Below are 14,479 nucleotides of genomic sequence, written 5' to 3'. Positions count from 1 at the left end.
GTTTTAGCTCATGATTTTAAAGAGTAAATCGCGCACAGTAGCGGGCTCAAACGGTTTGTCACATATTGCGTCCACACCCGCTTGAGCAATATTAGCTAAATGGGTATCGTTAGCTTCTGAGCTCACCATCAAGATTGGAATATGCGAGTACGCATTCGATTGCCTTACCGTTTCAGTTAATTCTTTACCGTCCATTTCTGGCATATTGTAGTCAGTAACAATTAAATCAAATGATTGGCTGTTTAACATTTCAATTGCTTGTTTACCGTCTTCGGCCTCTACCGGTGCTGGAATTCCCATCCCCGCTAGCACTCTTATAATGTGTTTTCGTGCAAAACGGCTGTCATCAACTACAAGCACTCTAAGAAGCGTCACATCAAAGTGCTCTAGTTCCACTTCTTGCTCGCTAATAATATCCAAAGTCGCTTTAAGCGCTCGGGTTATTTCGTCGGCACTAAACGGTTTAGGTAAAATCGCTAATACCCCCGATTGCCTAAGTTGCTCTAAATGGCGCTTATTACGCTCGCTCGATACCAACATAAATGCCTGTTGCTCAGTATTACTATTACTGCGTATTGCCTGTAATAAAGAATCTGCAGTACCGTCACTAAAATACATACTACTAATGACTAAATCAGGGTGATAATTTGATAAAGCAGCCAGCGCGTTTTCTTGAGTGCTGGCCGTTTCAATTTGTGTAACACCGCACTGAGCCAGTGATTTTTTTATTAGCTTTTGTTGAACTTCAGAAGGCTCAACTAATAAAATAGATAAGTTGGCTATTGCCGTTAAATCACTCATTTCAATCCTGTTAATATTAATTCTATAATTTTTATAACGCTCATTATAAAGTAATAACTTACAAGAAAAAGCTAAAACAGCAACAAAACAGCTTGTTTACCTAAACTCAACACACTCAGCTTAAAAACGGTAGTTTATGCCCGCATAATAACGTCTTCCCGAATAGCTTGAGTTTAATAACCGAGACTCTGTATCGTTACCTAGGCGCTTTACCGACTCAGATTTAGTTAAATTAATAACTGCAGCGGTCAAACTCAAATCCTCTAATAAATTAATCGAAGCATTTACATCAACTTGCTCGTATGGGTCTTGGTATACATTTAAGCCGCTATTTAAACCCAACACAGTTTCACCGCGTTTATTATAAGAAGCTCGAATATTAAAGGCATCTCCCTCATAATATATCGAGGTATTGTATTGATACTTAGCACTGCCTATTAGTGGCGATTTACCAAACTCTTTACCATCCACTTCTACATCGGCTTTATTGGTTTTGTTATAAGTGTAGTTTGCATAAAAACCAAAACCACTATCAAAGGCATGCTGTATAAATACTTCCGCCCCTTTAGATACGGCATCAGTGCCATTACCTACTGTGCTATATGGCGATATAGTAATATTTCCTGCCTCAACAATGCCCTCTTTACCAGCAAAATCTTGTTGTACATCAATGACTAAGGGTACAACAAAATTATCAACAGTTTTATGAAACAGCGCTAAACCAATGGCAGAGCCTTCGCTGTAGTAATATTCAATAGATAAATCAGCTTGCACCGACTCAAATGGCTTTAAGTTTTTATTACCGCCACTGCCACTAAAACCCGGAATTTCATTAAACTCAGCTCTATCGTCTGCCCACTCATCTGAGACAAACGTAATGCGTTGTTGTGCGCCTAAATCGGCATAATCAGGTCGTGACATCACTTTAGCAACCGCGCCTCGTACCACTACATCATCACTTATATCCCAAGCAATATTAAAGCTAGGAAGAATTTGAGTATCGGTACTCTCTTGAGTAATAAGTTGATAGTCTTCAACAAATCGATCATCTCCCGTTACCGGCTCGCCGGTGTCATCATTGGTATGATCTAATAAATAAGTATATAGGTCGGTTGATGATGTCATGGTTTTAGTGCGCACCACACGCACCCCTAAATTACCTCGCACGCTATTAAACTCAAAGTCACCTTGCAGATAAAACGCCGCTATTTGCTCTTCAATATCATAAATAAAGTTATCTTCTTTGCGTGTATACGGCACATAATGACTGGTCACAATGTCACGATATTTTTGCCAATCAATACCGGGCATTTGGTTTATATTAAAACCACCAGCAATGTTACCCTCGTTAATAAACACGTCTTGTGCTAGTGGCATACCGTTGTTCCACTGATAACTGTCAAAACGTGTGATCCCCCCCTCGCTGGCTTCTCCTGCAGCAATATCAAAATTAGGATCTAAAAAGAAGGTATTACCGGTTTCGCGATGCAGCGTAGCTTCTCGGTACTTTACGCCGGTTTTAATTGTTCTTAAAATGCCCCAATCGGTATAAATATCAAAGTCAGCTTGGTAGTAATCTTCTTCGAGTTCACTGCGTACAAAACTTGAATTTGACGAGCCCGGATCGCGACCGCCTCCCACGCCATTAAGTAGGTTTGCTAGCGTATTTGGGTCTATATTTAAACTAATGTCGTTTTCATTAATTTGCCAACCCGCTGTTTGCGATGCATTTTCTATACGGCTTTCATTTTCACCGGCGTTTGAACTTTTATACGCCGCTTCCCAACTCTCCTTTGGCCCGCCTTCAGAGCGCGTATTGCCCGCCACAAAACGGGCTTTAAAATAATCGCCTTCATAGGTTAAATTAAAATCAAAGGTGTTTGAGGTCGACTCTTCACGCACATAACGGCCTCGCATCCACGGCAATTGCATATCATTCTCTGCGCCACTCGCAGCTGCATCAAATTGCATCCCATTGATAATAGTGCCCGACTCATCCAAACTTACATCGGTTAAAAAGTCAGGATTTAAAGACCACTCAGGTATATCAATCACCGACTCTGTTCTATTTTTATCAAGTGAAAATCCAAAATAGTTAAAGCCAATTTCAACACGGCTGGTTGGACGCCACTGCGTGCTAAATTGCACCCCTTCTCGCTCACGTAATTCGTTTACAATTGAGCCACGAACCACTTGAGGAAACCAAACATCGTTATAATTATTACCCTGAGCATCACTTATTGAGCCCCACTGATTATTGTTTTCAACCAGCTCGCCATTGGTATCTACCGGGTTATCACCGGCAAAGCGCCATACGTTTGCATCTGTGCCTCCTGAGAGAGTTCGGTTAGTGCGTTTTTGTGAGGTATAACCAAACAACATGCCAAAGGTATCAGCCTCGTTCTTCCAAGAATAAAGCGCGGTTAACTGCGGCTCAGATTCTTCAGTCACATCGGCATAGGTGCTTTCAATGTTAATTACTCCAGAGTTTGCCTCCATACTCAGCGGTTTACGACTATGCATTAATACCGTGCCGCCTACGCCCCCCTCATCTAAACGCGCTTCTGGCGATTTATACACTTCCACGCTTTCAATCATGGCTGAGGGCAGTAATGCATAATCAAATGAGCGAGACGGCTCACCTGGTGATGACGCAATAAAATTACCATTTAGCTGAGAAAAGGTTAGCTCAGATGATAACCCCCTAATACTTACCGATGAGCCTTCGCCTCCGTCACGGTCAATCACCACGCCAGGTACGCGTTGTAATGAATCAGCGACATTTTTATCAGGAAACTTACCAATATCTTCTGCTGTTATGGCATCAACCACAGAGCTCGATAAACGCTTTATATCTAAATTAGCCGCCATACTGGAACGAATACCACGCACCTCAATGACTTCCATATCTTTGCTTTTTAATGTTTTATCTTCTGCTTCATCAGCATATGCATGATTGACAACAGATAGAATAGACACGCATAGCGTTGATTTAATAAAAAGTGGAAGAGAGTGATGTGCAGCGTGGGTTATCCGATGAGCGGTCATAGTTTTAACAGTTCCATTTAAAATACAGTTAATACTTAAAGATGAGCGTACCGGCTAAAGCTGATACGAAAAAAGTAGCTGTATTTTACACAACCAAACTTAATAGTTTGTTAATGTAAACTGATAAGTAACTGAATAAACTATCAAAAAATAGTCAATTCGAATAAAGGTAGGAAGTTAAGCAGCAAAATTGCTATTTAGCTGCTTATTAAAAGAGCATAAAAAAGGAATGACGCGATTAAACAGCAATACACCATTATTTTTTATCACTAATAGCCTGAATATAATAGCCTAAACTCGCATGAGAAAGTTCTCCCATATGACTGGTAACTAACTCACCTTGGCTATTATAAAACAAAGTGGTTGGTAAGCCCGCAGCACCTGATTCGCGACTCACATTACTACTTTGATCAAAAAACACATGATTTAGGTCGAGTTGCTGTTCATCAAGGAACGCTTTTACCGTGTGTAAGTCTTCGCCTTGATTGACAAATGCCACCGTGATATTCGGGTTATTTTTTTGAGCCGCTTGCAGTACCGGCATTTCTTTTCGACACGGCGGACACCACGACGCCCAAAAGTTAATCACCACCGGCTTACCTTTGAAGTTTTGTAAGTTAACTTGCTGCCCTTGAATATTATGCACAACAGACTGCGGTAACTGCACACCCGTTTGATAAATAGACAGCGCAAAATTAGGAATAATCATTGAACAAAAACCAACAAACCCAGCAATAGCGTAGTTTTTCATTACCGCTTTTTTACCACGTGCATAAAACGCTAAAACCACTATACCGCTGAGCCAGCCATAATAACCAATAAAGCCGCCATCGCTAATATTAAAAAGCTGCCACCAGTTACCTTGATAGGCATCCCACATAGTAAAAACAAACGCTAACCGAGAGACTAAAAACCCCACCACAATTGCTTTAAAAACAGTGTCTAAAATCGCTTTTTGTAATGGATGTTGGCGTGTCAATAAATAGGTAAGCCCCCAAAAAATGCCTAACCCTAAAAAAATGATCAACTGTGAAATGGAAATAACCAAAGGCCCAAGAGAAATACTTAACATTGCTGTCGTCTACTTATAATGTATTTTAGTACTTAAAATAACCGGTACATAGTGTGAATTAAAGGCTAACAATAACATAGCCTAAACTGTACTGATTATTAATAACGCATAATAGGTTATGTATACCAGCAGCAATACAAAACCTATTTACCTAGTTAACCTTGTTGCTGTATGTACTCCAACGCAGTCATTTTTTTATAACTTACATTTGAGTGCAATACATGAGTAGGTTCAGGATCAACAATTTCAATAGGAATAGCGTAATTACGTGCAATCTCTAATGCCATTTGGGTAATATTAACGCTGAACGAAGTACCCATAAACACCATTTTATCGGCATCAATCATTCGCTGCTGCGCTTCAGTAATGCGGTATAGCTCGGTGTAATATTCATCAAATAACAACACAAAGGGCTTTAAAGAATGATTAAGCTTTGGCTGATGGTTTTCAATATTGAATAACGCAAGTAGAGAGCGATGTAAGTTGCTCTCATCAACATTACTCCATAGCGTAGCTTGTGGTGTAACGTTATCACCTTGATGATGAAATACAGTCATTTGATCAAGCCGACCATGAATCGCAATGTAATTTTTATTTTCCGCCTTACCATCTAGCCCATCAATATTTTGAGTTATTAAGTTTTTATCACTAAGCCAATGATGCACTTCGTTAGGACCATGATGACGATAAGTTGCAAAGCGATGATAATACCAAGCTAAAAACTCACTTGGATTATTTTCATACATTGCACGTGTCGCCATTTCCATTGGCGTATAGTTTTTACTACCAATAGTCCAAAAGCCATCTTCACCGCGAAAGGTGGGAATACCGCTAGCAGCACTTACACCTGCTCCAGTAATGTATAATGTATTCATAAAGTCATCTCTTATATTCAATAACCCTATAATACTTTATAAGATTGTATATTTGTGACCTTTACTCTTTAGCTATTAAATTATTTAAGCTTCGGCCATTTAGCTGAAAATAAAGTTGGGCACCAAGAAAGCTCTTTATATTTTTAATTTCGCTCAAGAGCACTTTAAATCCTTTTTTAATTGTATGTGGGAACTATGCCAAAAATAAACAATAACTAATTAGTTACAATGCACTTAGCTTTCTCAGAAAAACATATAATTAATCTACATATTAAGTAACTAACCCATTAACCTCACATATTTTTCTGCCAGCTCATCTATAGTTTCTCGGTGATTAGGGTCGGGCTTTATACAATCAATGGGGCATACGCTCACGCACGTTGGCTTGTCGTAATGACCCACACATTCGGTGCATTTATCTGAATCTATTTGATAAATTTTAGCGCCCATATAAATGGCTTCATTTGGGCACTCGGGGTCGCACATATCACAGTTAATGCATTTATTATTTATTAATAAAGCCACTTTCTAACCTCATTGCTTATTACTAGCATAAAATTACAGTCGTAAATTATGCACTTTATTCTTTGTTACTTTATTGATCTCAAACAATAAAAAATTTTGAAATTACTCGACTAATTTCATTCATGCAGCTATTACTTTTTTGGCAAACACTCGACGACTTAACTCGTTTATATGACTTAACAAAAGTGCCAACTCAAGGCAAGAATGCGCCAACGTCTATCGAACAGGTATTAAAGCGTTATTAAATAATATCGATTCAAAGTTTATGGTAGTTTGTGTTTTTAATTTTAAGCTTTAATTATGATCTCGATTTAACGCGACGAGTTGCAATGTGTTACTTTTACCACAGTGATAAACCCCTTCACTTATTTCTCGCTCTACTTCATGAAAAATAATAAATGAAAGTGCTGAAAAATCATTAATAAACATTGGTTGAGTATATAGAAGCGATTCGTCTTTTGGGCCACCGGTGTTGTTATTAAGTTGCAAAGGCGTATAACCTTCAATTATAAGTACACCATTGTCTGATAATCCAGACACACACTGAGAATGCACCTGCCTTCTAATTGCTGGTGGAAGGTGTGCAAATATCATAATAATTGCATCCCAGCTATTTTCAGCTATTTGATACTGTGACAGATCACTTTGAACAATTGTTATCTCAACTTGTTGCTCTTGTGCTAAGGCTTTAGCCTTAGAAAGGGCGGCACTTGAAAAGTCAACTAAAGTAACTTCGTAACCTAGCTTGGCTAGATAAACAGCATTACGCCCTTCCCCTTCAGCTAAACACAATATTTTTTCGCCCGTAATGTAATGTGTATTTGCTTTTAAAAAATCATTAGGCTCTTTGCCATAAGCATAGTCACTTGATGCAAATCGGTCGTCCCAAAAGTCAACAGGATTATTCATTATTAAGCCTTATTGTTATCAAAGTTAGTAGGGTTGCTAGTCTGATTTATCTGATAACTTCTCTGGTTTTGCCATCCACTCTCTGCCTTTTAACATGCCTAACCAATAAATAGGCGGCAACAACTTTTCTTTTAGTAGCCAAGCAAGTCTAGATGGGCGTTTACCATTAATAATCCATGACGGAAAGCTATTCATTACTTTACCACCATAACCAAATTCAGCTAATACGACTTTGCCAAGTTCAACAGTCAGTGGACAGCTACCATAACCGTTATATATAGCTTGATATTTAGATAATCCTCTCGCATATAAAAGATTAGTAGCAACAACTGGTGCCTGCATTCTTGCAGCAGCAGCCGTTTTTGCGTTTGGCGCATTAGTAGCATCACCTAATGCAAAAATATTACTAAACTTTTTATGCTGTAGTGTTGATTGGTCAACATCTATCCAGCCATTTTCATCGACAAGTGGGCTCACTTTAATAAAATCTGGAGCAGATTGAGGGGGCACGACATGCAACATATCAAATTTAACTTTTTCCACAGATTCATTTTCGCCATTAACCACTTTAAAAGTCGCTATTTTTTGCTTTCCATCAACAGCAATTAACTCATGATTGAAATTCATATTGACATCGTACTTTTTAATATACTCTAGTAGAGCAGGTACATACTCTTTAACACCAAAAAGAACTTCGCCTTTATTGTAAAACTCCACATCTATATTATTAATTACTTTGTTTTTAAACCAGTAGTCGGATGATAAATACATGGCTTTTTGGGGAGCTCCGGCACACTTTATCGGCATTGGTGGCTGAGAGAACACCGCCTTTCCCTTCTTGAGGTTTTGCACCAACTCCCAAGTATAGGGTGCTAAATCGTACCTATAATTTGAGGTTACGCCATTTTCACCTAATGTTTCGCTGAGCCCATCAATTTTATGCCAATCAAGCTTAATTCCAGGACATACTACCAAATGTTCGTACTTAACCGTTCTACAACCGTCAATTATTATCAAGTTTTCATCGGGTATAAATGCAGCTGCTGCACCTTTAAGCCACTTTACACCATCAGGTATTACCGACGCTGTAGTTTTAACCGTTTGTTCAGGAGTAAAAACCCCTCTGCCAACTAATGTCCAACCAGGTTGGTAATAATGTATTTCATTGGGCTCAATGATAACTATTTCACTCTCTGGTGAACGTGACTTAATACTCGCAGCAACAGCGACACCACCTGCCCCAGCACCTATTATCACAATAGGGTAAGCAAAATCAGCTTTACTGATTTGCGTTTCACCATTATTTTTTAAACGTCTAATAACGCCACTTAAATCATAGCCCGCTTTTTGTGATAAATTTAAAATCTCTTCATGAGAATATGTTTTTGGTGCACTCATGGCCCATAACGTGATTGAGCGAGTACCTGTTCTACAATAAGCTAAAATAGGTTTCGGTAAGTCTCTAACAATATTTTCAAAGTTTTTAATATCATCATCGGTCACCTTACTACTTACAACAGGTAAGTAATGGCAATTTAAGCCTAAATTATTTGCTTGTTTTTCTATTGCAGCAAAACTAATTTGATCAGCCCCCTCACCATCAGGTCTATTACAGACAATAGATTTAAAGCCTTGCTCTTTTATATGCTGCAAATCGTTCAGCGTTATCTGTGCTGATACAGATAATTCAGGTGTTACTCGCTTAAAGGTCATAATCGTTCACCCTCACTATTTGCACTAACCATTGAATAAAGAATCCCTGAACGAGTGCCCGTTCTGCAATATGCAAGAATAGGTTTTGGTAGCTTACTAAGGGCAAACTCGAATTCTTGCTTGTTTTCTTCTGTAATAGCACCGCTAATGACTGGTAGATAATAAGTTAATATACCAAGCTCATGAGCTTGTTCATTAATAGAAGAAAATGAGGGCTGTGTTTCGCACTCACCATCGGGTCTGTTGCAAATAATGCTCTTAAACCCCATTTTTAATATTTCCGTACAGTCTTCAATATTTATTTGGGGTGAAACTGATACATCATCAGATAACTTTTTAATATTCATAACATCTCTCCAACTATATTGAATTAACAGGAACTCTAATAAAAGGTTTGCCTGTCTGTTCAGATATTAAAAATTGGCCATTTCTCAAGTTACATTGAATTGCTGGTAGTAGTAATTTAGGCACTGCTAATGTCGCATCTCTTTTTTCACGCTTGGTAATGTATTCTTGCATTGTTACACTTGGCGAGACTTGAACATTTTCAGATTTGGCTTGAGCAATTGAAATACAAGAGAGTGGTGATGAACCTTCTTTAGGGTAATCATGACCTAAGTAAACCTTTGTATCATCACTCAAAGTAAAGAATCGCTGGATTGTATTATATAAATCTTTTGCACTACCGCCTGGGAAGTCACATCTAGCAGTCCCAAGGTGGGGTGCAAACATGGTGTCACCGACAAAAATTGAGTTATTAACTAAATAGCTTGCGCAAGCAGGTGTATGACCCGGTGTATGCCAAACGGTTACATTAAGATCACCAATATTAAATGTATCACCTTCTTCAAATAATACATCGTACTGACTTCCATCGCTTGGCGTGTCATCACACATTTCGAATACAGGTAACCAAGTATCTAATACTTCTTTGATACCGCTGCCAATGCCTATTTTTCCTCCAACCTTTGTTTTTAGATAGTGGGCAGCTGTTATGTGATCTGCATGAACATGAGTCTCTAAAATCCATTCATTCTGTAAATTGTTGCTATTAATAAACTCAATCACTTTGTCTGCATTAACAGTTGATGACTTTCCTGAAAAAGCGTCATAATCAAGTACAGAATCAATAACAGCGCACTTACTTGTTGCTTTATCAACAATAACATAAGTAAAAGTAGCGGTTGTTGTGTCGTAAAATGTTTCAACGTTCATAGTTTTTTCCTTCTAGATTAACTCTTTAGAAATAATAAAAATGGCGATTATCAAAGTGAAAAAGGCAAAGAACTTTTGCAATGAAGCACCGTCTAATTTACTCGCTACTTTTGTTGAAATAGCCATACCGATAAAGGTGGCAACGAGCATAATTGGAAGCAACGGCACTTCGAGAGAAATACCTGCTTGTAAATCGCCAACAAATCCGAGTAATGATTTAAGCGCAATAATAAAAAGTGAAGCACCAACCGCGTTTTTCATCGGCATACCTAAAAACAAAACAAGTGCAGGTATAATTAAAAAGCCACCTCCAGCCCCTAAAACACCTGTCACTAAACCAACTACAGCGCCTTCAGTCATTATTAAAGCAACTCTAGAACTAGAGTTTGAGATAGCAGGTGCGGAGTTAGTTACAGTTTGAGATTTATACGCTTTACGTAACATCATTACAGCCGATGCCAACATTAAGATGGCAAATAAAACCATAATCGCTGTATTTTTAGTGATATGTATGGGCGACAAAAGTATGTCGTCAGGGATATTTGGCATTAAAAAAGCACGAGTAAGATATACAGCTACAATTGACGGTATCGCAAAAAGTATTGAAGCTTTTATGTCAACTAGCCCTTCACGAAAATATCGAATTGCTCCAAATGCAGCTGTAGCTCCAACTAAAAGTAATGAATATCCAGTTGCGATATCTGGTGAAATTCCCATTAGGTAAACAAGTATAGGAACTGTAAGTATTGAACCCCCTCCCCCTATAACACCAAGAATTAGCCCCATAAAAACGGCCATTAAATATCCAAGAATAACCATACCGCAAACCTCAAACCAAAAAGAATATAATATAATTAAATGTTATAACAACTGAGAGGGAATATGTCTAATTAAAAAAGGTGAATCACGCAATCTATTTTTAAGATAATGGAAAATCAGCCAGCGAAATAATTTTTATAAACATTAAAGCCATTGATTTATATGAATAAAAATCAATATTAGACAACCCTAATGTTTAAAACAAACAAACCCAACCTTGTCAATTTAATTTTTAAGATATAATATAACATCTTACTTTTTGTAAGGGCTAAGTATGAATCAAATTAAATTGATATTTTTTTTACTGCTGTTTTCTAATTCTTTATTTGCAAATCAAGACAAGCATAGTTATTCAGAAATAGACCGAATAACTGTAACCGCTTCTCCTTTCGCTACTAAGGTTCTTGATTCTGCAGCAGCAATAAAAATACTAGATGGGCAAGAAAAGAGATTAAAACAGACTTTATCTTTAGGTGATTCATTAGCCAGTTACAGCGGTGTTAGCTCAATATCAACAGGCAGCCAGTCTGGGAAGCCAGTGATCAGAGGTTTGAGTGGAAATAGAATAAAAATTTTATGGAATTCAGTGGCGCAAGACTTTTTACAGTTTGGTGTTCGTCATCCTCCAGGTTTAACACCTGTACTGGCCCAAAGAATAGAGTTAGTAAAAGGGCCGATGAGTGTCTTATATGGTGCAGATGCAATAGGTGGCGTTGTTAATTTAATAAGCAGTGATATTCCCATTGGCGCAGATAACATTATTTCTGATGCTAATTTAGGGCTATCCTATCAAACGAATAATTCACAAAAAGATTATAATCTTAGTTTGTCAGGTGGCTCAAACCGATGGGGCTGGAACGCAGCTTTAACGGAGTCTGCGGCTGATAATTTCAAAACACCAAACACTCAATCTTATTACGATTCACAAACACTAAATGCCCCGAAGTTTACAGGTGAAATTCCTTTTACAGACTTCAATATTAAAAATGCTGATGTCGCCATAGGGTATTCTGCCCACCACTTGGATGCGGATTTTCGCATAAATATTTGGAATAACGATCAAAACTTCTTACAACCGAATGGCCTTCCTACAGGTCAAAAGTTACGCAACGAAAACTTTGCAGCAAACTTAAATTATGAATTTTTATCTGAGTGGTCAGCTAATATTAAACTAAGTCTACAAAAGAATGAGAGGGATGCAGTAACAGGCGCTTCCTATCAACAATTAACGGAATATAATAAAGATTTAGCTATCTCTTTAGAGCGAAAGCAAGCCACTATTTCACTCAATCACCCACAAGTACATGGTTGGAAGGGCCAATTTGGCACTGAGCTTGTTAGTAAAAATCAGAATACCTCAATCGGCACACTTGTACCGGATGCTGACTATAATTCCAAAGCGATATTTTTATATGAAGTATTAGACTCAGATCTATATATAGCTGAGTTCGGTGCTCGCTATGACTCAATAAAACAACAAGCTATTAATAAAGAACAAGCATGGGTTAATGATTTTACAGAACACCAATGGCAGGCACTGAGTGGATCAATTGGTATAACATGGAAGCTTGACAACCAATGGCTATTGATGAACAGGGTTGCACGAGGTTTTAGAGCTCCTTCAATATTCGACCTTTACGCAAATGGTGTTCATGGTGGTGTGGCTGCATATCAAATAGGTAACCCTGAACTAAAAGAAGAATATTCCTTAAATAAAGAAATTGGCTTAACTTATTTAGGAAATAAACTAGGTAGTACAATAACCTATTTCCATAACAAAATAGACGACTATATATACCAAGCAAACTCCTTATCGTTTGATCATAACTCTTCGCTCCCCATATACGTTCAAAAACAAAACAACGCCACTATAGATGGTGTAGAAGCTGAACTAAATTGGAAGATTAATGAAAAAACGTCCGTCGAAGCAAACTATACATGGATTAATAGTGAGTTAGCGCAAACAACTGAAGAACTTCCTATGATGCCTGCGGATAGTGGCTACATTGCAGTGAATTATTTGTTTGACAATACAAAGCTAACAAAAAATCTACAGCTCAACGCTAACTATTCTTTTTATGCAGATAAACAATCAGCTGGGGCTTATGAGCCATTCTCCCAATATGATGATTTACCTTTTGGAACCGCGTCAACTAAAAGCTATGGACTTTTTGGGATTAGTGCATCGGCAGATTCGCTGTTGCTTGATAAGCCTTTTTTTATTCAACTTAAAATAGATAACCTTTTTGATAAATCATATCGAAATTTTTTAGATACTTATAAAGGTTACACATTAGGAATGGGGCGAAATGTTCGTTTATCTGTATCCATTCCTTTGGTATAACCCTGTGGAGATTAAAATGAAATACCTCGTCAAGCTCAGCTTTTATTCAATTATATTAGGTACTCTCGCAACTGCAATGTTAGATACTTGGAATTGGAGTCGACATTACCTATTTGATACCCCGTTGACCAAATATGAATTTATAGGCCGGTGGATGCTTTATATGTTTGATGGTCAGTTTTACCATGCTTCTATAAAAGCATCTCCAGCACTGCCCTATGAGCTATTAGCTGGCTGGTTAGGCCATTATTTTATAGGTATTGTATTTGCTGCCCTTCTACTCCTTGTATTTGGATTAAAATGGCTTGAAAAGCCAATGTTTAAACCTGCAATAATCATAGGTATGGTTACCGTTGTTATTCCTTATTTAATCATGCAACCGGGTATGGGAATGGGTATTGCCGGTTACTTAACTCCCAACCCCATGTTTGTTATTACAAAGGTAATTGTGTCTCATGTTGCTTTTGGGGTTGCACTTTACATCGGTGGAATATTAATCAAAAGCGTTAAAACTAACAGGTAAAACCAATGCAATAAGCTTCACACCAGCCGTATTACCGTGAGCTGAAAATTAAAAGCGAGTGGCTTTATGAAAAATATACTATCTAATATTTTTAATTTACTACTTTATAACCAAAAGTTGACCTATGAAATACACTGAAAAATTCCAAAACTTGGCAAATATAGCCCAAACTCAAGTCGAAAAAGTAGAAGCCAATACGGTCAACCAGTTGATTGCATCGGGGGCAATAGCACTTGATATAAGAGACCCTGATGAACATGCAAATGGCCATATTACAGGCTCATTAAATATAAGTCGGGGAAAATTGGAAATGCTCATAGAATCTAATCTTCCAGATTTAAATACTGAAATATTATGCTACTGCAATGCTAATAACCGAGGGGCATTATCGGCGGCCACCCTCAGGTCTATGGGTTATGTAAATGCAAAATACATTGCAGGCGGTCTAAATGAATATAAAAAAGTAGCATAAAAATTAGTTAGATTCTTGTTACAAATGCTTGTCCTGTCCAACGAAAAGGACCGGGATTAGAGCTTAGGTTAAAAGTAAGTACTAATTTAAACTTACTTTTAACTATATATTATTAAAGCCCTCACTTAACTCTAAAAAAACAATTTTTGATATTTAGTTTTTT

The 14,479-nt window shown here is 37.8% G+C and carries 14 protein-coding genes; 4 read left to right on the top strand and 10 right to left on the bottom strand.

The annotated features are described in order from the left end of the window. Window positions 1-3 precede the first annotated feature (3 nt). The 5 genes from PISS_RS16775 to PISS_RS16755 form a co-directional block, all read right to left on the bottom strand. Window positions 4-801, bottom strand: a complete 798-nt coding sequence (locus tag PISS_RS16775; protein WP_013462940.1) for a response regulator — start codon at window positions 799-801, stop codon at window positions 4-6. Window positions 802-921: 120 nt separating this feature from the next. Then, window positions 922-3,849 carry a TonB-dependent receptor gene (locus PISS_RS16770; RefSeq protein WP_058155768.1) on the bottom strand — a complete coding sequence of 976 codons (2,928 nt, stop codon included), beginning with the start codon at window positions 3,847-3,849 and terminating at the stop codon, window positions 922-924. Window positions 3,850-4,105: 256 nt separating this feature from the next. Beyond that, window positions 4,106-4,921, bottom strand: a complete 816-nt coding sequence (locus tag PISS_RS16765; RefSeq protein ID WP_013462938.1) for a TlpA disulfide reductase family protein — start codon at window positions 4,919-4,921, stop codon at window positions 4,106-4,108. Between the two features lie 155 nt (window positions 4,922-5,076). Then, a complete protein-coding gene (locus PISS_RS16760) occupies window positions 5,077-5,796 on the bottom strand; it encodes an SIR2 family NAD-dependent protein deacylase (RefSeq protein ID WP_024602760.1) in 720 nt (239 codons plus the stop codon). A gap of 279 nt (window positions 5,797-6,075) precedes the next feature. After that, complete coding sequence (locus PISS_RS16755; RefSeq protein WP_058155766.1) at window positions 6,076-6,321, bottom strand: YfhL family 4Fe-4S dicluster ferredoxin; 246 nt, start codon at window positions 6,319-6,321, stop codon at window positions 6,076-6,078. A gap of 122 nt (window positions 6,322-6,443) precedes the next feature. On the opposite strand from PISS_RS16755, the gene PISS_RS19135 reads away from it, so the two are divergent. After that, on the top strand, window positions 6,444-6,566 hold the full coding sequence (locus tag PISS_RS19135) for a hypothetical protein (protein ID WP_257720507.1): 123 nt from the start codon (window positions 6,444-6,446) through the stop codon (window positions 6,564-6,566). Window positions 6,567-6,615: 49 nt separating this feature from the next. On the opposite strand, the gene PISS_RS16750 is transcribed toward PISS_RS19135, so the two are convergent. From PISS_RS16750 to PISS_RS16730, 5 genes are read right to left on the bottom strand one after another with little or no spacing between them, the layout of a single operon-like run. Beyond that, window positions 6,616-7,230, bottom strand: a complete 615-nt coding sequence (locus PISS_RS16750) for a class I SAM-dependent methyltransferase (RefSeq protein WP_036955265.1) — start codon at window positions 7,228-7,230, stop codon at window positions 6,616-6,618. Between the two features lie 36 nt (window positions 7,231-7,266). Beyond that, entirely contained in the window at window positions 7,267-8,943 is a 1,677-nt protein-coding gene (locus PISS_RS16745) for a bifunctional protein tyrosine phosphatase family protein/NAD(P)/FAD-dependent oxidoreductase (protein ID WP_036955268.1), read from the bottom strand. Continuing rightward, window positions 8,940-9,290 carry a protein tyrosine phosphatase family protein gene (locus PISS_RS16740; RefSeq protein WP_016900098.1) on the bottom strand — a complete coding sequence of 117 codons (351 nt, stop codon included), beginning with the start codon at window positions 9,288-9,290 and terminating at the stop codon, window positions 8,940-8,942. The genes PISS_RS16745 and PISS_RS16740 overlap by 4 nt, the downstream gene beginning before the upstream one ends. A 13-nt stretch (window positions 9,291-9,303) precedes the next feature. After that, a complete protein-coding gene (locus tag PISS_RS16735) occupies window positions 9,304-10,158 on the bottom strand; it encodes an MBL fold metallo-hydrolase (protein ID WP_016900097.1) in 855 nt (284 codons plus the stop codon). A 12-nt stretch (window positions 10,159-10,170) separates the two neighbouring features. Next, entirely contained in the window at window positions 10,171-10,977 is an 807-nt protein-coding gene (locus PISS_RS16730; protein ID WP_058155764.1) for a sulfite exporter TauE/SafE family protein, read from the bottom strand. Between the two features lie 274 nt (window positions 10,978-11,251). On the opposite strand from PISS_RS16730, the gene PISS_RS16725 reads away from it, so the two are divergent. The 3 genes from PISS_RS16725 (at window position 11,252) to PISS_RS16715 (ending at window position 14,316) form a co-directional block, all read left to right on the top strand. Next, window positions 11,252-13,321, top strand: coding sequence for a TonB-dependent receptor plug domain-containing protein (locus PISS_RS16725; protein ID WP_058155762.1), 2,070 nt, complete (start codon window positions 11,252-11,254; stop codon window positions 13,319-13,321). A gap of 16 nt (window positions 13,322-13,337) precedes the next feature. After that, window positions 13,338-13,844, top strand: a complete 507-nt coding sequence (locus PISS_RS16720; RefSeq protein WP_058156106.1) for a DUF2938 family protein — start codon at window positions 13,338-13,340, stop codon at window positions 13,842-13,844. 124 nt (window positions 13,845-13,968) lie between these two features. Next, complete coding sequence (locus PISS_RS16715; RefSeq protein WP_051894365.1) at window positions 13,969-14,316, top strand: rhodanese-like domain-containing protein; 348 nt, start codon at window positions 13,969-13,971, stop codon at window positions 14,314-14,316. Window positions 14,317-14,479: the final 163 nt, after the last annotated feature.

The sequence above is a fragment of the Pseudoalteromonas issachenkonii genome, from assembly GCF_002310795.1.
GTDB classification, from domain to species: Bacteria; Pseudomonadota; Gammaproteobacteria; order Enterobacterales; family Alteromonadaceae; genus Pseudoalteromonas; species Pseudoalteromonas tetraodonis.
Note: the sequence above shows the minus strand (reverse complement) of the source record. Positions and strands in the feature narration are given on the sequence as shown.

Coding starts and splice junctions, on each gene's coding strand:
- PISS_RS16745 (WP_036955268.1), bottom strand. CDS start 8,943: ATGACCTTTAAGCGAGTAACACCTGAATTATCTGTATCAGCACAGATA.
- PISS_RS16730 (WP_058155764.1), bottom strand. CDS start 10,977: ATGGTTATTCTTGGATATTTAATGGCCGTTTTTATGGGGCTAATTCTT.
- PISS_RS16770 (WP_058155768.1), bottom strand. CDS start 3,849: ATGACCGCTCATCGGATAACCCACGCTGCACATCACTCTCTTCCACTT.
- PISS_RS16775 (WP_013462940.1), bottom strand. CDS start 801: ATGAGTGATTTAACGGCAATAGCCAACTTATCTATTTTATTAGTTGAG.
- PISS_RS16765 (WP_013462938.1), bottom strand. CDS start 4,921: ATGTTAAGTATTTCTCTTGGGCCTTTGGTTATTTCCATTTCACAGTTG.
- PISS_RS16725 (WP_058155762.1), top strand. CDS start 11,252: ATGAATCAAATTAAATTGATATTTTTTTTACTGCTGTTTTCTAATTCT.
- PISS_RS16720 (WP_058156106.1), top strand. CDS start 13,338: ATGAAATACCTCGTCAAGCTCAGCTTTTATTCAATTATATTAGGTACT.
- PISS_RS16750 (WP_036955265.1), bottom strand. CDS start 7,230: ATGAATAATCCTGTTGACTTTTGGGACGACCGATTTGCATCAAGTGAC.
- PISS_RS16735 (WP_016900097.1), bottom strand. CDS start 10,158: ATGAACGTTGAAACATTTTACGACACAACAACCGCTACTTTTACTTAT.
- PISS_RS16740 (WP_016900098.1), bottom strand. CDS start 9,290: ATGAATATTAAAAAGTTATCTGATGATGTATCAGTTTCACCCCAAATA.
- PISS_RS19135 (WP_257720507.1), top strand. CDS start 6,444: ATGCAGCTATTACTTTTTTGGCAAACACTCGACGACTTAACTCGTTTA.
- PISS_RS16760 (WP_024602760.1), bottom strand. CDS start 5,796: ATGAATACATTATACATTACTGGAGCAGGTGTAAGTGCTGCTAGCGGT.
- PISS_RS16715 (WP_051894365.1), top strand. CDS start 13,969: ATGAAATACACTGAAAAATTCCAAAACTTGGCAAATATAGCCCAAACT.